This is a genomic window from Pseudomonas californiensis (assembly GCF_021147775.1).
Classification (GTDB): Bacteria; Pseudomonadota; Gammaproteobacteria; order Pseudomonadales; family Pseudomonadaceae; genus Aquipseudomonas; species Aquipseudomonas californiensis.
Genome location: NZ_JAGTPK010000011.1, coordinates 13,810 through 40,519, shown reverse-complemented (window position 1 = coordinate 40,519; position 26,710 = coordinate 13,810). Strand labels below are relative to the sequence as shown.

Sequence of the window (26,710 nt, the reverse complement as noted above, 5' to 3'; positions counted from 1 at the left end):
GTGAATATCAAGCGTGGCGCAAAGATCGCGGGGCTGGGCGTGCTGGTGATCCTCATGCTACTGGTGACGGGCGTTGCTCTGGTTGTGGGTACGCAGAGCGGCAGCCGATGGGCGCTGGCGCAGGTGCCCGGTCTGACGGTGGAGAACTTCAATGGGCAGTTGGGCGGGCAGTGGTCTGCTGATCGTCTGGTGTGGATGCAGGGCGAAGACCGCGTCGAAGTCCAGTCGCCCGCATTGATCTGGTCGCCAGGTTGTCTGCTCAGCATGAGGTTGTGCATCGATCAACTGCACGCGGGGCAGGTCTTGTTGACCTTTCCTCCTGGTAATCAACCCGCCAGTGAGGGTCCGACGACCTTGCCGGTGCTGAAGCTGCCGTTATCGATTCAGCTCAAGGACGTGCAGGTCGGCAGCATTCAGTTGGGTGGCGTAGAACAACTGCGTGACCTGCAACTTGCTGCGCACTGGACAGCCGAAGGGCTGCAGATCGACAGTGCGCACCTGCAACGTGACGCGCTTGTTCTGGATCTTCAGGGGCTTTTGAAGCCCGAGAGCGACTGGCCGTTGGCCGTCACGGGGCAACTGCAATTACCGCCTCAGGATGGTCAGCCATGGTCGCTGGCTCTCGACATTAAAGGTGAACTGCTGAACACACTGCAGCTCAAGGCCGACAGCAGCGGCTACCTGGTGGGCGTGTTGACCGGTGAGCTGGAACCCTTGACCGAGCACCTGCCCGCGCGTCTCAAGTTGACGTCCGAACACTTCAAGCCCAGCGCAGGTTTGCCCGATACCTTGCAGCTCGACCAGTTATTGCTGACCGCAGAAGGTAATCTTCAGAACGGATACCAGATTGACGGTAGCGCCAGTCTGCCGGCCGCCAAGGCGCCGATCGCCTTGTCCCTGAAGGGAATTGCGGATGCCAAAGGCGCGACCATTGCGGCGCTTGACTTGAATGCCAGTGACAAACAGCGTCTGGCCGTCAGCGGCAAACTCAGCTGGGAAACCGGCTTTTCTGCTGACGCGAGCGTCGATTGGCTGGACTTCCCCTGGCAACGGCTTTATCCCCTGGAGACCGAACCGCAAGTCGCTTTGCGCGCCTTCAAAGGCGAGGTTTCCTATACAGATGGCAAGTATCTGGGGCATTTCAATGCAAACATTGATGGCCCTGCAGGTGCGTTTACCTTGGGCAGCCCCTTCAGCGGTGATCTGCAAAACGTCTATTTGCCGCAGCTTGAGATGGTCGCAGGTCAGGGCAAGGCCGGCGGTCATTTGAACCTGCAGTTCGCCGATGGCATTGGATGGGATACGGCGCTGGATCTGACTGCGCTCGACCCTTCGTTCTGGGTCGCCGAGTTGCCGGGGACGTTGGCCGGACCGCTGCGCAGTAAAGGTCAGATGAAGAACGGGCAGTTGGAGCTGACCGCCGACCTGGATCTGAACGGGCGCCTTCGCGGCCAGCCAGCTGTGTTGCAGGCCAAGGCTGATGGCCGCGCGCAGCAGTGGAACCTCAATAGCCTGAATATTCGGCTGGGCGACAATCGCATTCAAGGCACCGGCAGCCTGCACGAGCGGATTCAGGGTCGGCTTGATCTCGACCTGCCGCGTCTTGCCCAGTTGTGGCCGCGGCTCCAGGGTCAGGTCAAGGGTCGCCTCGATCTGGCCGGAACGCCGCAGGCTCCTCAGGGGCAGCTTGCGCTCCAGGGCAGCCAGTTGGCTTTGCAGGACAATCGCTTGCAGGGCCTAACCCTCGCCGCAACGCTTGACCCCGCACAGCGCGCGACACTTGACCTGAAAGGCACAGGCATTGAGACCGGAGAAACACGGCTGGGCACCTTGTCGGTGGACGGCCAGGGCACGCTCAAGGCCCAGCAACTCAAGATAAACCTGCAAGGCCCGCTGCTCAAGCTGGGGCTGGCCCTTGACGGCAGGCAGGACAAAGGTAACTGGCGCGGTCGCTTGGCCACTGGCGATGTGCAGAGTGGTGGCCAGAGCTGGCGCTTGCAACAGCCCGCCAGGATCGAGCGTCTGGCCGATGGCAAGCTGAACGTCGGTTCGCATTGCTGGGTGTCTGGGCAGGCGAGTCTGTGTGCAGGCGATCAGCGCCTGCTGCCCGATCCTCGGCTGCGTTATCAGCTCAAGAACTTCCCGATCGAAAGTCTTGCACAATGGTTGCCCAGAGATTTTGCCTGGAAAGGTGCGCTGAACGCCGATGTTCAGCTTGACCTGCCAGCGGCAGGCCCCAGCGGGCAGATTTCGATGGATGCCAGTGGTGGGACATTGCGGGTTCGTGACAAGGATCAGTGGCTGGACTTCCCTTATCAGACTCTCAAGCTGACCAGCACCCTGACGCCCAAACGCATCGATTCCCGGTTGGACTTCGAGGGTGCAAAACTTGGGCGCCTGCTGCTGAACGCGCAAATCGACCCGCTGGCAAAAAACAAGACGCTGACGGGTGATTTCACCCTCTCGGGCCTGGATGTTTCGGTAGCCCGGCCGTTTGCACCAATGGTGCAGAAGCTCAATGGCCGCTTGAACGGTAGCGGCCGGTTGTCGGGCGGGTTGCTGGCGCCGCTGGTCAACGGCAACGTAACGCTGGATGACGGCGAAGTTTCCGGGCCTGAACTGCCGATGGAACTGCGCGACCTGAAGATTCAGGCAGTGATTGCTGGCGAAAGCGTGCAGATCAACGGTGGCTGGAAAAGCGGCACTACCGGGCAGGGTTCGATTGGCGGGCAGGTGGCCTGGGGGCAGACATTGGTCGTCGATGTGAGCCTTAAAGGTACACGTCTGCCCATCACTGTCGAACCCTATGTGGCGGTCGAAGCGGCACCTGATCTGAAAATCTCCATGAAGGGAGAGCGCCTGGCTGTCTCTGGCAAGGTCCTGATTCCAAAAGGCACGATCACCGTGCGTGAGTTACCGCCTTCCACGGTCAAGCTCTCGGGCGACACCGTCATTGTCGGGCAGCAGACTGAGGAAGGGGCTGCACCGCTTGCAGTTGCCATCGATGTCGACGTCGAGGTCGGCCAGGAGAAACTCAGCTTCACCGGCTTCGGGCTTACGGCCGATCTGGTCGGGCGTGTGCATATCGGCGATAACCTCGATACTCGTGGCGAGCTCAACCTCAATAACGGCCGTTATCGGGCGTACGGACAACGGCTGACCATTCGTAAGGCACGGCTGTTGTTTGCAGGACCTGTTGACCAACCCTATCTGGATATTGAAGCCATTCGCCAGACCGATGACGTGATCGCGGGCATCCGCTTGACTGGCAGCGCCGATCAGCCAACCACCGAAGTGTTTTCCGAGCCGGCCATGAGTCAGGAGCAGGCCTTGTCCTATCTGGTCATGGGACGGCCTCTGGGCAACTCTGGCGAGGACAACAACATGGTCGCGCAGGCCGCACTGGCACTCGGCGTTGCGGGCAGCTCTACGACGACTGGCAAACTGGCAGAAAATCTGGGAATCAAGGATTTCGAACTGGATACGTCCGGCACCGGAGACAAGACCAATGTGGTCGCCAGTGGCAAGATTACCGACAAGCTCAGCCTGCGTTATGGGGTAGGGGTGTTCGAACCTGCCAACACCATTGCGTTGCGCTACCTGCTCAGCAAGCGTGTGTACCTGGAAGCCGCCAGCGGAATCGCCAGTTCGCTGGACATCTTTTACAAACGGGACTTCTGACGCGTAACGCGCAGCGCTGCAACAGATGTGCATAACCGACTCAGGCCTCGACAGGACCCGCAAGAAACCGTTAAAACAGCGGCTGACCGTGGCCCGAACCAACCCAATGGACATCCGCCTATCATGGATCGATTCAACGCCATGCGCGTCTTTACTCGAATCGTCGAGCTGGGCGGTTTTGCCCGCGCCGCCGAAAGCTTGCAGATGCCGCGGGCGTCGGTCACTGTTCTGATCAAGCAACTTGAAGCTCATCTGGGCGTACAACTGCTGCAACGAACGACTCGGCAGGTGAGCGCGACGCCCGATGGCGTCGCCTACTATCAACGCTGCCTGAGCCTGTTGGCTGATCTGGACGACACCGAGGCTGCATTTTCCCCCGGCAACGCAGGCCCCAAGGGGCTGCTGCGTGTCGATCTGCCGATGAGCATCGGCTGCATGATCGTGATGCCGGCGTTGCCCGAATTCGCTCAACGTTACCCATCAATCGATCTGGAAATAGGCATGAGTGATCGCCCGGTCGATCTGATTCGCGAAGGTGTGGATTGCGTGTTGCGTGCCGGCAGCCCGCTGGACGAGGCGCTGGTGGCGCGTCCGCTGGCCCAGCTCACGCAAATCACCTGTGCCAGCAGGGCATACCTGGACCGGTACGGCACGCCGTTGTCGCTCGAAGAGCTTGGAGTGCATCAGGTGATCGAGTACTTTTCAACACCTTCCAATAAACGTTATGGCCTTGAGTTCATGGTCAATGGACAGGTCCACGAGCCTCGTCTGAGCCGCTCGCTTTCGGTCAATGGTGCCGAAGGCTACGTGGCGGCCTGTGAGGCCGGGTTCGGCCTGATTCAGGCACCTCGCTACCACATCACCGCGCAGTTGCGCAGCGGCAGCCTTGTCGAGGTGTTACGCGAATACCGGCCACCAGCCATGCCGCTGATGGCGCTTTATCCGCCACATCGCCAGTTGTCACGGCGGGTGAGGGTGTTTGTCGATTGGCTGGCCGAGTTGTGTTCGCGGCCTGAAGTCAGAGATCGACTGGTTTCCTGAGCACATTCGGAATTATCCGATATAGGTTGCAGCGCACTTTCGTGTTTAACTTCTTACTCTTTTACATACTCTGAAAGAAGGATTTCGTTTCATGGCTCAAGTGACCCTCAAAGGCGGCCCCGTTCAAGTCAATGGCGAATTACCTAACGTCGGTGCTGCTGCATCCGCCTTCACATTGGTTGGCGCTGGTCTGGCCGAAGTAACCCTGGCTGACTACGCTGGCAAGCGCAAAATTCTGAACATCTTTCCAAGTGTCGACACGCCGACGTGCGCTACCTCGGTTCGCAAGTTCAATGCCCAGGCCAACGACCTGAACAACGCCGTGGTGTTGTGCATCTCCGCTGACCTACCGTTCGCTCAGGCGCGTTTCTGCGGCTCTGAAGGTCTGGAGAACGTCAAGAACCTGTCCACTTTCCGCAGCGCTGACTTCAGCGAAAACTACGGTGTGGCGATCGCTGACGGCCCGCTGAAAGGGCTGACCGCTCGTGCCGTCGTGGTGCTGGATGAAAACGACAAGGTATTGCACAGTGAGTTGGTATCGGAAATTGCCGAAGAGCCAAACTATGACGCTGCACTGGCTGTACTGAAGTAACGTTCTGCAACATAAACGGCCTGAACCCGTTCAGGCCGTTTTTTTATGTGTGCCTCAACCGTTTAACAAAAGTAAGCGCTTGGTAAAGGCGCTTTGCTTGCAGCTCATCTGTGCTTATTGTTCGCCCTTCAAAGAAAGCCCCATCTGTAATGGTTGATTTATTCATGCAATCGTCTGGCTCCCGTAACTCCCGTCGCTGGTTGATCAGTTTATTGATCCTGTTGGTCATCGTCGGCCTGTGCTGGTGGTTCTGGCCTGCCTCCACGCCCGGCACCGGCGTGCAAGCTGGCAAAAGTGCCGGACATGGCATGGGGCGTCCGGGGTTCGGGGCATCTGCTGCTGCGGTTCCCGTGCGCGTTGCGCCGGTGACCCAGGGTGATTTCCCGATTTACTACAAGGCACTGGGCACTGTTGCGGCGATGAACACCATTAACGTACGCAGCAGGGTTGCGGGCGAACTGGTGAAGCTGAATTTCCAGGAAGGCCAGATGGTCAAGGCCGGTGACCTGCTCGCGGAAATCGACCCGCGCAGCTATCAGGTTGCACTGCAGCAGGCCCAAGGCACGCTCGCCACCAATCAGGCCCTGCTCAAGAATGCCCAGCTGGATGTCAATCGTTATCGTGGCCTGTACGCCGAAGACAGCATCGCCAAGCAGACGCTGGATACCGCCGAGTCGCTGGTGAATCAGTATCAGGGCACCATCAAGACCAACCAGGCTGCAGTGGCCGAGGCAAAGCTCAATCTGGACTTCACCCGTATCCGCGCACCGATTGCTGGCCGCGTCGGGCTGAAGCAGTTGGATGTCGGCAACCTGGTGGCCGCCAATGACACCACCGCACTGGTCGTCATTACCCAGACCCAACCCATTTCGGTCAATTTCACGTTGCCTGAAAAAGACCTGTCCAAAGTAGTCGCGCGCTATCGCACGGGTGACAAGCTGCCAGTAGAGGCCTGGGACCGCGGCGACACCAGGCTGCAAGCCACCGGTGTGCTTGCCAGTCTCGACAATCAGATTGACGTGGCCACAGGGACACTCAAGTTCAAGGCCCGTTTCGATAACCGTGACGAGGTGCTGTTCCCCAACCAGTTCGTCAATGTGCGTCTGCGTGCCGACACGCTGATTCAGGCCGTTCTGGTACCCACTGCGGCGGTGCAGTTCGGCACCAACGGCACGTTCGTCTATGTGCTCGATGGCGAAAAGAAGGTCAAGATCAACCTGCTCAAGACCGGGCCGAGCAACGAGACGTCTACCGTGATCACCGAAGGTCTGGCAGCGGGTGCGCGCGTGGTGCTGGAAGGTACCGATCGTCTGCGTGATGGTGCCGAAGTCGAAGTGGTCAGCGACAGCAAGGACGTCCCGGCGGGTCCGGTGCAAAAACTGCAGGGCAAGCCGGACAGCGGCAGTGACAAGTCGGCGGCAGTCAGCAAGGTGGAAAAATCAAGCGTATGAACATGTCGCGTCTGTTCATCCTGCGCCCGGTCGCTACCACGCTGAGCATGCTGGCTATCGTGTTGGCCGGTCTGATCGCGTATGGCCTGTTGCCGGTTTCGGCCTTGCCTCAGGTGGATTATCCGACCATTCGGGTGATGACCCTGTACCCCGGCGCCAGTCCGCAGGTCATGACCAGCGCAGTAACCGCGCCACTGGAGCGGCAGTTCGGGCAAATGCCCGGCCTGACTCAGATGGCGTCTACCAGTTCGGGCGGCGCGTCGGTCATCACGCTGCGCTTCAGTCTTGAAATCAACATGGATGTGGCTGAGCAGGAAGTGCAGGCGGCCATCAATGCGGCTACCAATCTGCTACCCAATGATCTGCCCGCGCCGCCGGTCTACAACAAGGTCAACCCGGCAGATACGCCGGTGCTGACCCTGGCGATCACCTCCAAAACCATGTTGCTGCCCAAGCTGAACGATCTGGTCGATACGCGCATGGCGCAGAAGATCTCCCAGATCAGCGGCGTCGGTCTGGTCAGCATTGCCGGCGGTCAGCGACAGGCCGTGCGGATCAAGGTCAACCCAGAGGCGCTGGCCGCCAACAGCCTCAACCTTGCTGATGTGCGCACGCTGGTGGCCACTTCAAACGTGAACCAGCCAAAGGGCAACTTTGACGGCCCGACCCGGGTGTCGATGCTCGACGCCAACGACCAGCTCAAGTCGCCAGAAGAATATGCCAACCTGATTCTGGCCTACAAGGACGGCGCGCCGCTGCGTCTGAAGGACGTCGCACAGATTGTCGACGGGGCTGAAAACGAACGGCTGGCCGCCTGGGCAAACCGCAGTCAGGCGGTATTACTGAACATCCAGCGCCAGCCGGGCGCCAATGTGATCGAGGTGGTCGACCGCATCAAGGCCATGCTGCCGGGCATCACCGATAACCTGCCGGCCGGTCTGGACGTGGCAGTACTCACAGACCGTACCCAGACAATCCGCGCTTCGGTAACTGATGTTCAGCACGAGTTGTTGATTGCTATCGTGCTGGTGGTACTGGTGACGTTCCTGTTCCTGCGTCGTGTCAGCGCGACCATCATTCCGTCGATTGCGGTACCTTTGTCATTGGTAGGTACGTTCGGTGTCATGTACCTGGCCGGATTCTCGATCAACAACCTGACCTTGATGGCCCTGACCATCGCCACCGGATTTGTGGTGGATGACGCCATCGTCATGCTGGAGAACATATCCCGGCACATCGAGGAGGGCGAAACACCGCTGCAGGCTGCGCTCAAGGGCGCGAAGCAGATCGGTTTCACGCTGATTTCGCTGACCCTGTCGTTGATTGCAGTGCTGATCCCACTGTTATTCATGGCGGACGTTGTAGGACGGCTATTCCGTGAGTTCGCCATCACTCTCGCTGTGGCGATCCTGATTTCGCTTGTTGTGTCATTGACCCTGACGCCAATGATGTGTGCCCGGTTGCTCAAACGTGAGCCGAAGGAAGAGGAGCAAAGCCGCTTTTACCGTGCCAGCGGCGCCTGGCTCGACTGGCTGATCGATGTCTATGCAGGCAGGTTGCGCTGGGTGCTCAAGCACCAGCCGCTGACATTGCTGGTCGCGATTGGCACGCTGGCCCTGACTGTTGTGCTGTACATGGCAGTGCCAAAAGGGTTCTTTCCGGTTCAGGACACAGGCGTCATTCAGGGCACTTCCGAAGCGGCGCAGTCTGTGTCGTTCAAAGCCATGAGCGAGCGTCAGCAAGCGTTGGCAGACATCATTTTGAAAGACCCGGCAGTGGTAAGTCTTTCTTCCTACATTGGCGTTGACGGGGATAACGCGACACTCAACAGCGGACGTTTCCTGATCAACCTCAAGCCCCATGGCGAGCGCGACCTGACGGCCACGCAGATCATCCATCGACTGCAGCCTGAAGTGGACAAGCTTTCTGATATTCGCCTGTTCATGCAGCCGGTGCAGGACCTGACCATCGAGGACCGGGTCAGTCGTACCCAATACCAGTTCAGCATGTCATCGCCTGATGCCGAAATGCTCAGCGAGTGGAGCGGCAAGCTGGTCGATGCGCTGGCCAGGCGTCCCGAGCTGACTGACGTAGCCAGTGACCTTCAAGACAAGGGTTTGCAGGTCTATCTGCTGATCGACCGTGACGCGGCCAGTCGGGTAGGGGTCAGCGTGGCCAATATTACCGACGCCCTGTACGACGCTTTTGGTCAGCGGCAGATTTCGACTATCTATACCCAGGCCAGCCAGTACCGTGTGGTACTCCAGTCGGCAGCGAGCAGCGAGCTGGGGCCGGAGGCGCTGGAGCAGATACACGTCAAGACCACCGACGGTGCGCAGGTCAAACTGTCGAGTCTGGCGCGGGTTGAACAGCGCCAGGCGCAGTTGGCCATTGCCCATCTGGGGCAATTCCCTGCGGTGATGATGTCATTCAATCTGGCGCCCGGTGTCGCTCTGGGGAATGCGGTCGAAGTCATCGAGCAGGTGCAGCAGGACATCGGCATGCCAATCGGTGTGCAGACGCAGTTCCAGGGCGCGGCCGAAGCTTTTCAGGCTTCGCTGTCGAGTACGCTGCTGCTGATTCTCGCGGCCGTGGTCACCATGTACATCGTGCTGGGTGTGCTTTACGAGAGTTACATTCACCCGATCACCATTCTGTCGACGCTGCCATCTGCAGCGGTCGGGGCCTTGCTTGCACTGTTGATCAGCGGTAATGACCTGGGGATGATCGCGATCATCGGTATCATTCTGCTGATCGGTATCGTCAAGAAAAACGCCATCATGATGATCGACTTTGCGCTGGACGCTGAGCGCAATCGTGGCGTCGATCCCGAAACAGCGATCTATGAGGCGGCTCTGCTGCGTTTCCGTCCGATTCTGATGACCACGCTGGCGGCGCTGTTCGGCGCGATACCACTGATGCTGGCAACCGGCTCTGGCGCGGAATTGCGACAGCCGCTGGGGCTGGTGATGGTTGGCGGGCTGCTGCTGAGCCAGGTGCTGACCTTGTTCACTACGCCGGTGATCTACCTGTATTTTGATCGACTCGGCCGCCGCTGGAGCCGCAAGCCCCAGTCCCCGGAGCGGTTGGGACAGGCTGACGCATGAACCTTTCAGCGCCCTTCATCCGCCGACCGGTCGCCACCGTACTGCTGAGCCTTGCGATCATGCTGCTGGGCGCGGTCAGTTTTCGGTTGTTGCCAGTGGCGCCGCTGCCCAACATGGACTTCCCGGTGATCGTGGTTTCGGCCAGTCTGCCGGGCGCCAGCCCCGAGATCATGGCGTCGAGCGTCGCCACGCCGCTGGAGCGTTCGCTGGGCAGCATCGCTGGCGTCAACACCATGTCCAGCAACTCAAGCCAGGGTTCGACACGGATCATTCTGCAGTTCGACCTGGACCGCGACATCAATGGCGCCGCGCGAGAAGTGCAGGCGGCGATCAACGCATCACACAACCTGCTGCCCAGCGGTATGCGCAGCATGCCGACCTACAAGAAGGTCAACCCGTCCCAGGCGCCGATCATGGTGCTGTCGCTGACGTCAACGGTGCTTGAGAAAGGTCAGCTCTATGACTTGGCCTCGACCATCCTGTCGCAAAGCCTGTCGCAGGTCACCGGAGTGGGCGAGGTGCAGATCGGCGGCAGTTCGCTGCCAGCGGTCAGAATCGAGCTGGAACCGCAGATGCTGTCCCAGTACGGTGTTTCGCTGGATGAAGTACGTACCGCCATCACCAACACCAACGTCAGACGGCCAAAAGGTTCGGTCGAAGACGGTCAGCATAATTGGCAGGTGCAGGCCAATGACCAATTGGAGAAAGCCAAGGACTACGCGCCGCTGATCATTCGCTATCAGGACGGTGCGACGCTGCGGCTCAAGGACGTTGCCAAGGTCAGCGACGCAGTTGAAAACCGCTACAACAGCGGTTTTTTCAACGATAACTCAGCGGTGTTGCTGGTCATCAACCGTCAGGCAGGTGCCAACATCATCGAAACAGTGGCGCAGATCAAAGCGCAATTGCCCGCTCTGCAAGCAGTACTGCCGGCCAGTGTCACGCTGGACATTGCCATGGACCGCTCGCCGGTCATCACCGCCACGCTGCATGAAGCTGAAATGACGCTGCTGATTGCCGTCGTGCTGGTGGTGCTGGTGGTGTTTTTGTTTCTGGGCAGCTTTCGTGCATCGTTGATCCCGACTCTGGCCGTTCCGGTCTCGCTGGTCGGTACGTTCGCCATCATGTACCTGTGCGGTTTTTCGTTGAACAACCTGTCGTTGATGGCGCTGATCCTGGCCACCGGACTGGTGGTCGATGATGCGATTGTGGTCCTGGAGAACATCTCGCGGCATATTCACAACGGCCTCGACCCGATGAAAGCTGCTTTTCTGGGTGCCAAGGAAGTCGGGTTCACGCTGCTGTCGATGAACGTGTCACTGGTCGCCGTGTTCATCTCGATCCTGTTCATGGGCGGGCTGGTGGAAAGCCTGTTCCGCGAATTCTCCATCACGCTGTCGGTGGCCATCGTGGTGTCACTGGTGGTGTCTCTGACATTGACGCCAATGTTGTGCGCCCGCTGGCTGAAGCCACGTCAGGCGCAGGAAGAGAGCGCTTTTCAGCGCTGGAGCGAGCGGGTAAATGACCGTATGGTCGCGGGCTATGACCGCACGCTCGGTTGGGTGTTACGCCATCCACGACTGACGCTGTTGAGCCTGCTGATCACGGTGGTGGTCAACATCGCGCTGTATGTAGTGGTGCCCAAGACGTTTCTGCCACAGCAGGACACAGGCCAATTGATGGGCTTTGTGCGCGGCGATGACGGCCTGTCGTTCTCGGTCATGCAGCCCAAGATGGAGATCTACCGTCGTGCCGTGCTGGCTGACCCGGCTGTACAAAGCGTGGCGGGGTTCATTGGCGGCAGCGGCGGTACCAACAATGCCTTCATGATCGTGCGCCTCAAGCCGATCAGCGAACGTAACCTGTCGGCCGAAAAAGTTGTCGAGCGCTTGCGCAAGAATCTGCCCCACGTGCCCGGTGGCAGGCTGTTCCTTGCTCCGGATCAGGACCTGCAGCTGGGCGGTGGCCGTGAGCAGACCAGTTCGCAGTATCAGTACATTGTGCAAAGTGGCGATCTGGCCAGCCTGCGCGAGTGGTACCCGAAGATTGTTGCGGCGCTCAAGTCACTCCCGGAGCTCACCGCCATTGATGCGCGGGAAGGGCGCGGTGCCCAGCAAGTCACGCTCATGGTCAATCGTGACACCGCCAAGCGGCTCGGCATAGACATGAACATGATCACCGCGGTGCTCAATAACGCCTACAGCCAGCGCCAGGTATCGACCATTTACGACAGCCTGAACCAGTATCAGGTGGTGATGGAGGTCAATCCCAAGTATGCGCAGGATCCGGTCACGCTGGAGCAGGTTCAGGTCATCACGGCCGACGGCCAGCGCGTGCCGTTGTCGAGCATCGCGCATTACGTACGAAGCCTTGAAAATGATCGGGTTTCCCACGACGGCCAGTTTGCCTCGGAAAATATCTCGTTCGATTTGGCCGAAGGTGTGAGCCTCGACAAGGCTACCGTCGCCATTGAGCGTTCCATCGCGGCGATTGGTTTACCTGCTGAAATCATCTCGAAGATGGCAGGTACTGCAAATGCGTTCGCCGCCACGCAGAAAAGCCAGCCGTGGATGATCCTCGGGGCGCTGCTGGCGGTGTACCTTGTGTTGGGCATTCTGTATGAAAGCTATATTCATCCGCTGACCATTCTGTCGACGTTGCCGTCGGCAGGGGTAGGCGCTCTTCTGACCATCTATGTGCTGCGCAGCGATTTCAGCCTGATCTCGCTGTTGGGGCTGTTCCTGCTGATCGGGGTGGTGAAGAAAAACGCGATCATGATGATCGATCTGGCCTTGCACCTCGAGCGGGAGCAGGGCATGACTCCTCAGGAGTCGATTCGCAGCGCGTGCCTGCAACGGCTTCGTCCGATTCTCATGACCACCATGGCCGCTATTCTGGGTGCCTTGCCGCTGCTGCTGAGCACTGCCGAAGGTGCGGAAATGCGCAGGCCGCTGGGTCTCACGATTATTGGCGGGCTGGTCTTCAGCCAAGTGCTGACTCTCTACACCACCCCGGTGGTTTACCTTTATCTCGACCGTCTGCGCCATCGTTTCAGCCGATGGCGCGGCGTGCGCACTGATGCTGCTCTGGAAACTCCGCTATGACCGATTGCCTGGCTTGCACCTTCAACCTTCGTCGGCTGATTCGCCCGCTCGGTCTGGGGCTCTGCGCTCTGATGCTGAGCGCATGTGCTGTCGGTCCGGACTATCAGAAGCCGGAGATGGCCACGCCTGCGCAGTTCAAGGCCGCGCAGGGCTGGCGTCAGGCGACGCCCAGTGATGCGATTGCCCGTGGCGCATGGTGGGAGGTGTATGGCGACCCCGAGCTGAACGCGCTGGTGGCTCGCCTCAACAGCTCCAACCAGACGGTGGCTCAGTACGAAGCTCAGTACCGTCAGGCGCAGGCGCTGGTTCGCAGCTCCCGTGCCGCATTCTTTCCGACACTCGACCTGACCACCGGCAAGACCCGCTCTGCCCAGGGCACCGGCAGCAGCACGTCGGGGTCCAGCAACCTCAACTCAGGTATTCGCGACAGCTACAGCGCGCAGTTGGGCGTCAGTTGGGAGGCTGATATCTGGGGCAAATTGCGTCGCGGCCTGGAAGCTGATACGGCCAATGCTCAGGCCAGCCTTGCTGATCTGGCAGCCATGCGCCTGAGCTTGCAGTCCGAGCTGGTGCAGAATTACTTGCAACTGCGGGTGATCGACGAACAGAAGCGGCTGCTCGAATCCACCGTGGATACCTATCAGCGCTCGCTGACCCTGACCCAGAATCAATACCGCGCCGGTATCTCCGGTCGTGACGCCGTTGCTCAGGCGCAGACCCAGCTTAAAAGCACACAGGCCGACCTGATCGATCTGGCCTGGCAGCGTGCGCAGTTCGAAAACGCCATTGCAGTACTTATGGGCATGGCGCCTGCGGACTTCAATCTGCAGACCGTCGCGTCCGTTCCTCAATTGCCACAAATACCTGTCGGTGTGCCGTCACAACTGCTTGAACGTCGGCCGGACATCGCCGCCGCCGAGCGCGCGGTCATGGGCGCCAATGCCAATATCGGTGTGGCCAAGGCTGCCTATTACCCGGACCTGACCCTCAGCATGAGTGGCGGATACAACAGCAGCTCGTTCGCAAACTGGATCAGCTTGCCGAACCGCTTCTGGTCAGTAGGGCCGCAGCTGGCCCTTACACTGTTCGACGGCGGTCGCCGTTCAGCGGAGGTAGAGCGCTCTGAAGCCGCTTATGACGTGACCGTCGCGCAATACCGTCAGGCTGTGCTCGACGGTTTTCGTGAAGTGGAGAATTACCTTGTGCAGTTGAAGGTGTACGAGGAAGAGGCTTCGGTTCGTCAGGAGGCGCTGGAGTCAGCGCGTGATTCGTTGCGCTTGACCAGCAATCAATACAAGGCAGGTCTGATTGGCTATCTGGATGTGGTCAACGTGCAGGCCACCGCCCTGAGCAATGAACGCAGCGTGTTGAATGTATTGCAAAGTCGCTTGATCGCAAGCGTGCAACTGATCGCTGCGCTAGGTGGCGGATGGGACGCAGAGAGCGGTCTGACACGCCAGTAATGACTGACTGGCAAGTCAGTTGTAGGACAATTGGCTGAGGTTGACCGGTTGGTCAAAAATATAATGGCTCATTGCCATATTTTCGACCAGCTGCCGCGACAATTGCTGTCTATTGGGTACAATCACCTTATCAAATCGGCATGGACGCGTTCGTTGCTTTGGGTGCGCGTATGTTGATTGGCAGTTACATCCCCTCACTTGTCGTGATTTCGGTGCTCGTTGCAATACTTGCATCGTACACGGCGCTGGATCTCGCCGGTCGTATTGCCTCTGCCAATGGTCGCGCCGTCTATATGTGGATGGCCGGCGGAGCCTTTGCCATGGGCATCGGCATCTGGTCGATGCATTTCATCGGCATGCTGGCGTTCGTCCTGCCCCTGAATCTTGGATACGACCTGCCGCTTACCTTGTGCTCATTGTTGATCGCGATGTTGTCGTCCGGGTTTGCCTTGTGGCTGGTCGCGCAGCCGCAGATGCCTGCGCTGCATCTTGGGCTGGGCGCGTTGTTCATGGGCATCGGTATCAGCGCGATGCATTACACCGGCATGGCGGCGATGCGCATGCAGCCCGGTATCGACTACGACCCCGCGTTGTTCAGCCTGTCGCTGGTGATTGCCATTATCGCGTCGGCAGCGGCACTCTGGATTACCTTTCGCCTGCGTCAAAAAGCGCCACGTATCCAGTTGACTCGAGCAGCAGCGGCAATTGTCATGGGCATGGCCATTGTCGGTACGCATTACACCGGCATGGCTGCCGCCAATTTTGCAGAGGGCAGTTTCTGTGGCGCCTGGGGCAATGGGCTGAGTGCTGACGGGTTGGACAAGCTGGTCGTGGTGACCAGCCTTGCGGTACTCACTATCGCGCTGCTGGCGTGCATCCTGGACGCCCGTCTTGAAGCGCGAACCGCCGTTCTGGCACATTCCCTGAACACAGCCAGCCGCGAGTTGACGCACCTGGCGCTGCACGACAACCTGACCGGTCTGCCGAACAGGGTTCTGCTGACGGATCGTATTGAGCAGGCTTTGAAGAAAGTCGGCGAGGAGGGCGGCTGTTTCGCCCTGATGTTCATGGACCTGGATGGCTTCAAACCGGTCAATGATGCTTTCGGGCACCACATTGGTGATCTGCTGCTTCGCGAAGTCGCGTTGCGTCTGCGCGAAAATCTCCATCGCCACGACACACTGGCCCGGATCGGTGGGGATGAGTTCGTGCTGTTGATGGAGCTGAATGATGCGCAGGACGCCCTTGCCGTTGCGGCACGTCAGGTGGCTGTCATTGCCCACCCATTCGATATCGGTGGGCACATGGTGCAGATATCGCTGAGCATCGGCATCTGTATGTACCCCGGCAATGGCGAATCCCAGCATGAGTTGCTGGTCAATGCCGACGCTGCCATGTACCACACCAAAGCTGCAGGCAAGAACGGCTACAGTTTTTTTGATGCATCGATGAACAGCAACGCGCGTAACCAGTTGCAACTGTCGCAGGACCTGCGTACTGCGTTGAAAGAGCGACATTTCTGTCTGTATTACCAACCAAAATTTCATGCAGGCACGGGCAGGCCGGTTGGCGCAGAAGCTCTGCTGCGCTGGAATCATCCTGAAAAGGGTGTGCTGGGTCCCACCACGTTCATTGGCCTCGCGGAGAAATCCGGGCTGATCATTCAGATCGGCTAGTGGGTGCTGGACGAAGCGTGTCGGCAAATGCGCGAGTGGTACTCACTGGGCTACGAACACTGGCGTATCGCGGTCAACCTTTCAGCTTTGCAGTTCTGTCACGCGGGGCTGGTCAAGACCGTTGCCGATACCCTGGCGCGACACGAATTGCCTGCCAACTGCCTGACGCTGGAAATCACCGAAACCACCGCCATGAGCGATGCGGATGCAAGCCTCGCGGTGCTGAACAGGCTGTCGGAAATGGGCGTGGACCTGTCCATCGACGATTTCGGCACGGGCTATTCCAGTCTTATGTACCTCAAACGCCTGCCCGCCAACGAGATCAAGATCGATCGGGGCTTCGTGCGTGATCTTGAGCATGACAGCGATGACGCGGCTATCGTCTCGGCCATTGTGGCGGTAGGCCAGGCGCTGAACCTGCGCATCGTGGCGGAAGGCGTAGAAACTACATTGCAGCAAAACTTCCTGACGCGTCTGGGCTGTGACTCTCTGCAAGGCTTCCTGCTTGGCCATCCATTGCCAGCGCAGCGGTTTCTCGATGATATTCGCGTGGTTGAAGCGCGCCTGAGTGATGAAGTGCCTGAGAAAATCGCCAGGGTTGACTGAACGCAGCGATAGCGTCCGGTTCGAAACGCTGGCACGATCTGTTTTCAGGGCGCTTCAGCATGGCGCAGCATGATCTTCTCCCCGCATTATGGAAACCTACGAGACACACCCATGCAAAAAGTCCTCATCATTACTGGCGGCTCGCGCGGGATCGGTGCTGCCACGGCACTGCTTGCGGCCGCTGAAGGTTATCGAATCTGCATCAACTACCTGTCCGATCATGCCGCCGCTGAAAAAACCTGTAACCAGGTCAGGGCATTGGGTGCGCATGCGATTGCAGTTCAGGCTGATGTCAGTAACGAGGACGAAATCATCCGGCTCTACGCCCGTGTCGACTCCGAACTGGGACGAGTGACTCATCTGGTCAACAACGCAGGCACCACTGCACAGGCCTCGCGTGTGGAGGAGATGTCGGAGTTTCGCCTGCTCAAGATGATGATGACCAACGTGGTCGGCCCCATGCTGTGCACCAAACATGCGTTGCTGCGTATGTTGCCCAGCCACGGCGGTCACGGCGGCAGTATCGTCAATGTGTCTTCGGCTGCTGCACGGCTTGGATCGGCGGGTGAATATGTCGATTACGCCGCGTCCAAAGGCGCGATGGATACCTTCACGCTTGGGCTTTCCAAAGAAGTGGCCATGGACGGAGTGCGCGTTAACGCCGTCCGGCCGGGCTTCATCTTTACCGACTTCCATGCCTTGAGCGGCGACCCGTTTCGCGTCAGCAAGCTGGAAGGGTCTCTGCCCATGGGCCGTGGCGGCTCCGCTGAGGAAGTCGCTGAAGCTATCATCTGGCTGCTGTCGGACAAGGCGTCCTACGCCACAGGTACCTTCATCGATGTGGCAGGCGGACGCTGACGCCAGGTTTCTTGCCCTCCAGCTAATACTGCATCAGTCAGTCAAGGCAGGCTGTTCGCGTTGCCTTGGGCATATTTGCTGTGATGTCGCTCGTCCTGAGCGCCATTGATGGCCAGCGCATCCGCCTCTTCTTCATTGATCGGCACTCATCTTCCACTGATCAGCGCATACGGGTGATGTGCGTCCTGGCTGTTGGTAATGATTACGTCCGGAACAGCGCTTTGCAAAACCTCGCCCTCGAAAGTAATGGCGCATGTAATCGTGTCCTGATCGAATTCCACTGGCATATCGTGACCCTCCTGATGCGTTGTTTTCCTGGGACTGCGTCTGTGGACCAATGTTCTGCCCATCCGCCAGACGTGGAGCACTCGTCGACGAATCTGAGGTCCATATCCTCCCGTCGAGTACTCAAGGAGCAGCAATGAACGCATGGTGGCAGCAAGTGGTGGCAACGTTACAGTCCGAATTTTCCGACATTACCGACCCTACGCAGTTGACGCGTGTCACGGTCCGGCTGGTAACCGCTGCGGTGCTGGGCGGTATTCTCGGTTTTGAACGCGAACATCGGGGCAAGGCGGCGGGGGTACGAACGCACATGCTGGTTGCCATGGGGGCGGCGCTGTTTGTGCTGGTGCCCAGGCTAGCCGGAGCCGATGACGCAGCGATCAGCCGTGTCATTCAGGGCCTGGTGGCAGGGATTGGGTTTCTCGGCGCGGGCACGATACTCAAGGACAATGTCAGAAGCGCAGGGCAGGTCAAGGGACTGACCACGGCTGCCGGGCTCTGGATGACCGCAGCAATCGGTGTGGCAGCCGGGCTGGGGCGCGAGGCCACGGCTGTACTGAGCACCGTGCTGGCGCTGGGTATTTTAAGGCTGGTGCCGCATATCGTGGAGCGCGTTGACCCGCCCCTGGAAAACCCTGCGAAAAAGGACGGGTCGAACGCTCCCTGACAATCGTTCCGGCAACGTTTGTCAGGTGATATCAGGTGATGACAGGCGGCTCATTGGGCGGCGGATCGCCGACGGGAGGTGTTGGCGGTATTTCGCTCGGCGGCTCTTGTTCCGGTGTGGGTGCGGGCTCCGGCAAAGGGTCGGGCAGTGTCGGGTTGTCGATGTTTGGATCGCCTGGCTCGGGTGGTGTCGGTAGATTCATGGGGCAGCCTCCTTGTTGTTGGCCTTTTTACGACTCTCACGGTTTGCCGATAATTCAACGCAGTTGACTGATCGGCGCAGAGACATCGTTTTCGCTGTTTCAAACTGAAGCTTCCGGCCTGTCGTTTGATCGCCGTGGCAGCTTCTGGCCCAATGGACATCGTGCATTTCAGATGCCAAAGCCTGCGCTATGCTCTGATGCGTCTCACGAGTCGTCTCACAAACCTTTGAACTTTCGTAACGCTGGCTGCTCGGAACCTAGGCAGCCGGAACAGGCGTGTCTTGCCGTTGTGCACCGTCAGCTGCCGTATTGTGAACTTTCTATCTATTGCATGGAATGCACAGGAGCGTCCCTGGGGCGTGAAGGAGTGATGCTCGATGAATGAACAGTCATACGGTCCGGATTCTCTGGCCTCCGATGTCCCGCACAGCAACCGTCCCCTCTCATTGACCCAGGCTCTGCAACTGCCACGAATCGTGATCGAAGACACCGCCCCGGTAATCGACGGTGGGCTGTTCGCTGCGAAGGGGATTGTCGGTCAGCCAGTTACTGTCACCAGTAAGGTCTACGCCGACGGGCACGACAAGATGGCGGTCAGCATTCGCTGGCGTGCGGCTGATGAGGAGCATTGGCACACCGCGCCGATGCGTGAGCTGGGTAATGACAGTTGGATCGGTGAATTCACCCCGACCACTGTCAGCCAGTACGTTTTCAGGCTCGAAGCCTGGATCGATCAGTTCGGCAGTTATCGTTACGAGCTTGAGAAGAAGTTCGGTGCAGGCGTAGCCATTGAGCTTGAGCTGGAGGAGGGCCGCATTCACCTCGTGCATGCAATAGAGCGCAGTCAGGGTGAGCAGCGTCATCAGATCGAAGGCGTATTGGCACAATTGCAACAGGCGGATAACGACGCCAGGGTTGAGTTGTTGCTGCATGCTGAAACCGCAACGTTGATGAAGCAGGTCGACAATCACGCGTTCTTGAGCCGCAGTGTCGAATTCCCGCTGGATATCGAACGTGAGCTTGCCCAGTTTGCCAGTTGGTACGAACTGTTCCCTCGTTCGATCACTGATGATCCGGAGCGCCACGGTACGTTCAACGACGTGCACTCACGTTTGCCGATCATTCGGGACATGGGCTTTGATGTGCTGTATTTCCCGCCCATTCACCCGATTGGTCGTGCGCACCGCAAAGGCCCCAATAATTCGCTGACCGCAGGCGAGAACGACCCGGGCAGCCCTTACGCGATCGGCAGTGAGGATGGCGGACACGATGCCATTCACCCGCGACTGGGTAGCCGCGAAGATTTCCGTAATCTGGTGGCTGCTGCGGCTGAACACGGTCTGGAAATTGCCCTCGATTTCGCGATCCAGTGTTCGCAGGATCACCCGTGGCTCAAGCAGCATCCGGGCTGGTTCTCGTGGCGCCCGGACGGCACCATTCGTTACGCGGAGAACCCGCCGAAGAAGTACCAGGACATCGTCAACGTCGATTTTTACGCGCCGGATGCGATTCCCGGCCTGTGGCTGGAGTTGCGCGACGTCGTGCTTGGCTGGGTCAAGGAAGGGGTGAAAATATTCCGCGTTGATAATCCGCACACCAAACCGTTGCCGTTCTGGCAGTGGATGATCGGTGAGGTTCGCAGTCAGCACCCAGAAGTCATGTTTTTGGCCGAAGCGTTTACCAAGCCGGCCATGATGGCGCGGTTGGGCAAGGTCGGCTACAGCCAGAGTTATACCTATTTCACCTGGCGTAACACCAAGGCTGAGCTGTCGGAGTACTTCACCCAGCTCAACGAAGCACCGCTGCGTGATTGTTACCGCCCCAACTTCTTCGTCAACACACCCGATATCAACCCGCACTTCCTGCATGATTCAGGACGTGCCGGGTTCTTGATCCGCGCTGCTCTGGCGACCATGGGGTCCGGGCTGTGGGGCATGTATTCAGGCTTCGAGATCTGTGAAGCAGCTCCGATTCCTGGCAAGGAAGAATACCTGGACTCGGAGAAGTATCAGATCCGTGTTCGCGACTTCACCGCGCCAGGCAACATCATTGCCGAAATCGCTCAGCTCAATCGCATCCGCAGACAGAACCCTGCGTTGCACACCCACCTTGGCCTGAAGCTGTTCGCCGCGTGGAACGACAACATTCTGTACTTCGGCAAGCGCTCGCCCGACGGCAGCAATTTCGTGCTGGTGGCAATCAACCTCGATCCGCATAACGTGCAGGAAGCCCATTTCGAGCTGCCGCTGTGGGAGATGGGCCTGCCCGACGATGCGGTGACAACGGGTGAAGATCTGATGACCGGACACCGCTGGTCCTGGTACGGCAAGGTCCAGTGGATGCGCATCGATCCGTCGCATCAGCCTTTTGGAATCTGGCGTATCCAGGCCGCGCAATAAACCGCAAGGAGTCCGTAATGGCAAAAAAGGCCGGTGATGCGACGTTCATCAAAGACCCGCTCTGGTACAAGGATGCGGTGATCTATCAGGTTCATGTGAAGTCGTTTTATGACGCCAACAATGATGGGATTGGCGACTTCGCCGGTCTCATCGAAAAGCTCGATTACATCGCTGAGCTTGGGGTCAATACGATCTGGCTGCTGCCGTTCTATCCATCACCGCGCCGTGACGATGGCTACGATATTTCCGAATACCGTGACGTTCACAGCGACTACGGGACCATGGCCGACGCCAAGCGATTTATTGCCCAGGCGCACAAGCGCGGGCTGCGGGTGATTACCGAGCTGGTTATCAACCACACTTCCGACCAGCATCCGTGGTTTCAGAAAGCGCGCAATGCCAAGCGCGGCTCCAAGGCGCGTGATTTTTATGTCTGGTCGGACACCGATCAGAAGTACGAGGGCACGCGGATCATCTTTCTCGACACCGAGAAGTCCAACTGGACCTGGGATCCGGTAGCCGGTCAGTATTTCTGGCACCGCTTCTACTCCCACCAGCCGGATCTGAACTTCGACAACCCGCAGGTCATGAATGCGGTGTTGGAAGTCATGCGCTTCTGGTTGGACATGGGCATTGACGGGTTGCGGCTTGACGCAATCCCGTATTTGATCGAACGCGATGGCACCAACAACGAAAACCTGCCGGAAACGCATCAGGTACTCAAGCGGATTCGCGCCGAAATCGACGCTCATTATCCGGATCGCATGCTGCTGGCCGAGGCCAATCAATGGCCGGAAGATACCCAGCTGTATTTTGGCGACAGTCATGGTCCGGATGGCGACGAATGCCATATGGCGTTCCACTTCCCGCTGATGCCACGTATGTACATGGCGCTGGCTCAGGAAGACCGCTTTCCCATCACTGACATTCTTCGCCAGACCCCGGAAATCCCTGAAAACTGCCAGTGGGCGATTTTTCTGCGCAACCACGATGAACTGACGCTGGAAATGGTCACCGACCGTGAGCGTGACTACCTGTGGAATTATTACGCCGCTGACCGCCGTGCACGCATCAATCTGGGTATCCGCCGTCGTCTGGCACCCTTGGTGGAGCGTGACCGCCGTCGCGTCGAACTGCTCAACAGCATGCTGCTGTCGATGCCCGGCACGCCGACGCTGTATTACGGCGATGAGATCGGCATGGGCGACAACATCTACCTCGGCGACCGAGATGGGGTGCGCACCCCGATGCAGTGGTCGATTGACCGCAACGGCGGTTTTTCGCGCGCTGATCCTGCAAGCCTGGTACTGCCGCCGATCATGGACTCGATGTACGGCTTCCAGTCGGTCAACGTCGAGAGTCAGGAGCGCGACCCGCATTCGCTGTTGAACTGGAACCGTCGCATGCTTGCCGTGCGCAAGCAGCAAAAGGCGTTCGGTCGTGGCACCCTGAAAATGCTGTCACCCTCCAACCGGCGCATTTTGGCGTACCTGCGCGAGTACACAGGTAGCGACGGGCGTAGCGAGATTGTGCTCTGCGTCGCCAACGTTTCAAGCGCCGCGCAGGCGGCCGAACTTGAGCTGTCGGCTTACGCCGGTACCGTGCCCGTCGAGATGTTGGGCGGTAGCGCCTTTCCGCCGATCGGGCAGTTGAATTACTTGCTCACATTGCCGCCTTACGGCTTTTACTGGTTTCTATTGGCTTCGGAGAATCAAATGCCCAGCTGGCACGTTGAACCCGCGCAGAGCATGCCGGACTTCCCGACCCTGGTGCTCAAGAAGCGTCTGGAGGAGTTGCTCGACGAGCCGCTTCGCAGCACCATGGAAAAAACTTCACTGGCTGTCTATTTGCCAAAACGCCGCTGGTTTGCCGGCAAGGACAAACCGATCGAGCACGTCAATATCGCTTACGCAGTGCGCTTCGGCGACCCTGCGAACCCGGTGTTGCTCAACGAAATCGAGGTGACCGCAGGCGGTCAGACCGAGCGCTATCAATTGCCGTTCGGTCTGCTGGCCGAGGACGAAATCCACAGTGCGCTGCCACAACAATTGGCGCTGGCCCGCGTACGCCGCGGCCGACAGGTGGGCTTGATCACGGATGCCTTCACTCTGGAAACCTTCATACGTTCAGTCATTCAAGGCATGCAGTCACAGGATGTAATCCCGTGCGGTGACGGCGAACTGCGTTTCGAGCAGACCGCGCAGCTTTCACCGCTGGGGTTGAACAACGAGTCAGAGGTGCGTTATCTGTCCGCTGAGCAGTCCAACAGCTCGGTGGTGGTCGGCAGCGGCCTGGTCCTGAAGATGATCCGCAAGGTCAGTGCCGGTACGCATCCGGAACTCGAAATGGGTGCGTACCTCACCAATGCCGGGTACGGCAACATCTCGCCCTTGCTGGGCTCGGTGGTGCGCGTCAATGACGATGGGCAGCCGCATTTGTTGATGATCGCTCAGGGTTATCTGAACAATCAGGGCGATGCCTGGGAGTGGACGCAGAACAATCTGGAGCGTGCGGTTCGTGACGAACTGGCGCGCGGTGTCTCCGAGCAAGAGCAGCACTACAACGCATTGCTTGAGCTGGCCGATTTTTCTCGCCAGTTGGGTGCTCGTCTGGGTGAGATGCACCATATTCTTGCAGAAGCCACAGAGAATCAGGACTTTGCCGTCGAAGTAACCAGCAGCGACGATGCTGCAGCGTCCGCGAAGAGCATTATCGGGCAGCTTGAGAAGGCGCTCTTGCTGTTGGATCAGCGCAAGGCCGACCTTGGTGCCGATGACCAGAAGCTAATCACTGAGTTGGCAAACAATCGTCAACGTATCCAGCAGCATGTCGAGACTCTGGCCAGGCGCTCGGTCGGGGGCCTGCGCATCCGCGTCCACGGTGACCTGCATCTGGGCCAGGTGCTGGTGGTCAAGGGTGATGCATACCTGATCGACTTCGAGGGTGAGCCTGCAAGGCCGCTGGATGAACGACGCGCCAAGCACAGCCCGTTCAAGGATGTCGGCGGTGTGTTGCGATCTTTCGACTACGCTGCCGCCATGGCGGTGCGCAGTGCGCAGAGCGTGGATACCTCGCAAGAGGCCGCGGCAGCGCGCAAGCGCGTTGCGGACACTTACCTTGCGCAGGCTCGCGACGCGTTCATTGAAGGCTATCGTTCGACCTCGGGCGACATCGCTCACGCCTGGAAAGAAACAAACGGGGAGGACGCTGCACTTGAGCTGTTCACTCTGGAAAAAACCGCTTATGAAGTAATCTATGAAGCCGAGAATCGCCCGAGCTGGTTGGCCGTGCCTTTGCAAGGTTTACGTGGATTGCTGCACCTGTCTGATGGAGAGCCAACATGAATGCACCTGACAAAACCGGCGCAGACCGCAAGGCCTTGCCTGCCGCAGTGGACATGGATGCGTTGATCCGTGCTGAACATCGTGACCCTTTTTCAATCCTCGGCCCACATGGTGACGGCGGCAGCGGACAGTTTGTCCGCGCCTATCTGCCAGGCGCCCTGAGTGCGCGCCTGCTCGCTCAGGACGGCCATCACGATCTGGGTGAGATGCAGATGAGCGATGTGCCCGGCTTTTTCGTTGGGCATCTTGAGCACCCGCAACCCTACCTGTTGAAAATCAACTGGGCCGGTGGCGAGCAGATCACAGAAGATCCCTACAGCTACGGTCCGTTGCTGGGTGAAATGGATCTGTACCTGTTCGCCGAAGGCAATCACCGCGACCTCAGTAGCTGCCTCGGCGCCCAGGTTATCAACGTCAACGGTGTGCAGGGTGTGCGCTTCTCGGTATGGGCGCCCAATGCCCGGCGTGTTTCGGTGGTCGGCGGTTTCAATAACTGGGACGGCCGCCGTCATCCGATGCGCTTGCGTCACCCGTCTGGCGTGTGGGAGATTTTTGTTCCGCGCCTGGAGCCGGGCGAAGTCTACAAGTATGAAATCCTGGGTGCTCACGGTATTCTGCCGTTGAAAAGCGACCCGATGGCGCTGGCGACCACGTTGCCACCTGATACCGCATCCAGGGTGTCAGCACCTTTGCAGTTCGAATGGCACGATGACGCCTGGCTTGCGTCGCGTGGCGAGCGGCACAGCGTTGCTGCGCCGTTATCGATCTATGAGCTGCACGCGGGCTCATGGCAACTGGACTATGACGAAGAGGGCAAATCGCGGCAGTTCAACTGGCGCGAACTGGCTGATCGTCTGATTCCCTACGTCAAGGAACTGGGCTTCACTCACATCGAGCTGATGCCGATCATGGAGCACCCGTTCGGCGGCTCATGGGGTTATCAGTTGCTCGCACAATTTGCGCCGACGGCCCGTTATGGCTCGCCTGCTGACTTTGCGGCATTCGTCGACGCCTGCCACGAAGCCGAAATCGGCGTAATTCTCGACTGGGTGCCTGCGCACTTCCCGACCGACACCCACGGCCTGGCGCAGTTTGATGGCACCGCGCTGTATGAATATGCCGACCCCAAGGAAGGCTTCCATCAGGACTGGGACACGCTTATCTATAACCTGGGTCGCACCGAAGTGCACGGCTTCATGCTTGCGTCGGCGCTGCACTGGCTCAAGCACTACCATATCGACGGTCTGCGCGTGGACGCCGTGGCTTCCATGCTGTATCGCGATTACTCGCGCAAGGCCGGCGAGTGGGTACCGAACCGTTTCGGCGGTCGCGAGAACCTCGAATCCATCGACTTCCTGCGCCATCTGAACGATGTAGTCGCTCTGGAAGCGCCCGGCACAATGGTCATTGCTGAAGAATCCACCGCCTGGCCTGGCGTCAGTCAGGACACCCAGCAGGGCGGTCTTGGCTTCAATTACAAGTGGAACATGGGCTGGATGCATGACTCGCTGCATTACATGGAGCAGGACCCGATCCATCGGGAGCACCATCACGGTGAGCTGAGCTTCGGCCTGATGTACGCGTGGTCCGAGCGCTTCATCCTGCCGATATCCCACGACGAAGTAGTGCATGGCAAACATTCGTTGATCGACAAGATGCCAGGGGACCGTTGGCAGAAGTTCGCCAACCTGCGTGCCTACCTGGCCTTTATGTGGACCCATCCAGGCAAGAAGCTGCTGTTCATGGGCTGCGAGTTCGGTCAGTGGCGCGAATGGAACCACGACGAGCAACTGGACTGGTACCTGCTGCAGTACGCTGACCATGTCGGTATCAAGAAGCTGGTGAGTGATCTCAATCGCATTTATCGCGAAGAAAAGGCTCTCCATGAGCGGGACGCGGAACCGATGGGTTTCCAGTGGCTGATCGGTGACGACAAGGCCAACAGCGTCTATGCGTATCTGCGTTGGAGCAAAGAAGGTGAGCCATTGCTGGTGGTTGCCAACATGACGCCGGTCCCTCGGGAAGGTTATCAGGTCGGTGTACCTTTCGCCGGGACCTGGACTGAGCTGCTCAACAGCGACGCCGAGACTTATGCAGGCTCGAATCTGGGCAACGGTGGCGACGTGCATACCGCAGAAGATAAGGCTCACGGCATGCCAGTGTCGCTGACCCTGAACCTGCCGCCCCTGGCGGTGCTTATCCTCAAGCCGAAGGCTGCGCAGGAATAAACCTAG

15 protein-coding genes and 1 pseudogene are annotated in these 26,710 nt (G+C 58.9%); 13 read left to right on the top strand and 3 right to left on the bottom strand.

Translation table 11 applies throughout. The features are described from left to right. The 9 genes and pseudogenes from KDX37_RS12675 (at position 1) to KDX37_RS12635 (ending at position 17,579) form a co-directional block, all read left to right on the top strand. Positions 1–3,681: a translocation/assembly module TamB domain-containing protein gene (locus KDX37_RS12675; protein ID WP_231653199.1), complete on the top strand. Its 3,681-nt coding sequence runs from the start codon at positions 1–3 to the stop codon at positions 3,679–3,681. Positions 3,682–3,804: 123 nt separating this feature from the next. Continuing rightward, positions 3,805–4,722, top strand: a complete 918-nt coding sequence (locus KDX37_RS12670) for a LysR family transcriptional regulator (RefSeq protein WP_231653051.1) — start codon at positions 3,805–3,807, stop codon at positions 4,720–4,722. Between the two features lie 91 nt (positions 4,723–4,813). After that, entirely contained in the window at positions 4,814–5,314 is a 501-nt protein-coding gene (gene tpx / locus KDX37_RS12665; protein ID WP_231653050.1) for a thiol peroxidase, read from the top strand. A 149-nt stretch (positions 5,315–5,463) separates the two neighbouring features. Next, positions 5,464–6,765, top strand: coding sequence for an MdtA/MuxA family multidrug efflux RND transporter periplasmic adaptor subunit (locus KDX37_RS12660; protein WP_231653049.1), 1,302 nt, complete (start codon positions 5,464–5,466; stop codon positions 6,763–6,765). Further along, positions 6,762–9,872, top strand: a complete 3,111-nt coding sequence (locus tag KDX37_RS12655; RefSeq protein ID WP_231653048.1) for an MdtB/MuxB family multidrug efflux RND transporter permease subunit — start codon at positions 6,762–6,764, stop codon at positions 9,870–9,872. Before KDX37_RS12660 ends, KDX37_RS12655 begins: the two co-directional genes overlap by 4 nt. Further along, a complete protein-coding gene (locus KDX37_RS12650) occupies positions 9,869–12,976 on the top strand; it encodes an efflux RND transporter permease subunit (RefSeq protein WP_231653047.1) in 3,108 nt (1,035 codons plus the stop codon). Before KDX37_RS12655 ends, KDX37_RS12650 begins: the two co-directional genes overlap by 4 nt. After that, a complete protein-coding gene (locus tag KDX37_RS12645) occupies positions 12,973–14,439 on the top strand; it encodes an efflux transporter outer membrane subunit (RefSeq protein WP_319941696.1) in 1,467 nt (488 codons plus the stop codon). The genes KDX37_RS12650 and KDX37_RS12645 overlap by 4 nt, the downstream gene beginning before the upstream one ends. Positions 14,440–14,609: 170 nt before the next feature. Next, positions 14,610–16,721, top strand: a pseudogene (locus tag KDX37_RS12640) (putative bifunctional diguanylate cyclase/phosphodiesterase). A 111-nt stretch (positions 16,722–16,832) separates the two neighbouring features. Next, positions 16,833–17,579, top strand: a complete 747-nt coding sequence (locus KDX37_RS12635) for an SDR family oxidoreductase (RefSeq protein WP_231653046.1) — start codon at positions 16,833–16,835, stop codon at positions 17,577–17,579. Between the two features lie 41 nt (positions 17,580–17,620). On the opposite strand, the gene KDX37_RS12630 is transcribed toward KDX37_RS12635, so the two are convergent. Then, positions 17,621–17,725 carry a DUF3203 family protein gene (locus KDX37_RS12630; protein ID WP_231653045.1) on the bottom strand — a complete coding sequence of 35 codons (105 nt, stop codon included), beginning with the start codon at positions 17,723–17,725 and terminating at the stop codon, positions 17,621–17,623. Then, positions 17,726–17,866, bottom strand: coding sequence for a DUF3203 family protein (locus KDX37_RS12625; protein ID WP_231653044.1), 141 nt, complete (start codon positions 17,864–17,866; stop codon positions 17,726–17,728). 134 nt (positions 17,867–18,000) lie between these two features. Between KDX37_RS12625 and KDX37_RS12620 the strand changes: the two genes are divergently transcribed. Beyond that, on the top strand, positions 18,001–18,531 hold the full coding sequence (locus KDX37_RS12620) for an MgtC/SapB family protein (protein WP_231653043.1): 531 nt from the start codon (positions 18,001–18,003) through the stop codon (positions 18,529–18,531). Between the two features lie 31 nt (positions 18,532–18,562). On the opposite strand, the gene KDX37_RS12615 is transcribed toward KDX37_RS12620, so the two are convergent. Further along, on the bottom strand, positions 18,563–18,733 hold the full coding sequence (locus KDX37_RS12615) for a hypothetical protein (RefSeq protein ID WP_231653042.1): 171 nt from the start codon (positions 18,731–18,733) through the stop codon (positions 18,563–18,565). Between the two features lie 377 nt (positions 18,734–19,110). On the opposite strand from KDX37_RS12615, the gene KDX37_RS12610 reads away from it, so the two are divergent. The 3 genes from KDX37_RS12610 to glgB are packed head-to-tail and all read left to right on the top strand — an operon-like array spanning position 19,111 to position 26,704. After that, positions 19,111–21,132, top strand: coding sequence for an alpha-1,4-glucan--maltose-1-phosphate maltosyltransferase (locus KDX37_RS12610; RefSeq protein ID WP_231653041.1), 2,022 nt, complete (start codon positions 19,111–19,113; stop codon positions 21,130–21,132). A 17-nt stretch (positions 21,133–21,149) separates the two neighbouring features. Beyond that, positions 21,150–24,476, top strand: a complete 3,327-nt coding sequence (gene treS / locus KDX37_RS12605; RefSeq protein ID WP_231653040.1) for a maltose alpha-D-glucosyltransferase — start codon at positions 21,150–21,152, stop codon at positions 24,474–24,476. Beyond that, on the top strand, positions 24,473–26,704 hold the full coding sequence (gene glgB / locus KDX37_RS12600) for a 1,4-alpha-glucan branching protein GlgB (RefSeq protein ID WP_231653039.1): 2,232 nt from the start codon (positions 24,473–24,475) through the stop codon (positions 26,702–26,704). Before treS ends, glgB begins: the two co-directional genes overlap by 4 nt. Positions 26,705–26,710 lie beyond the last annotated feature (6 nt).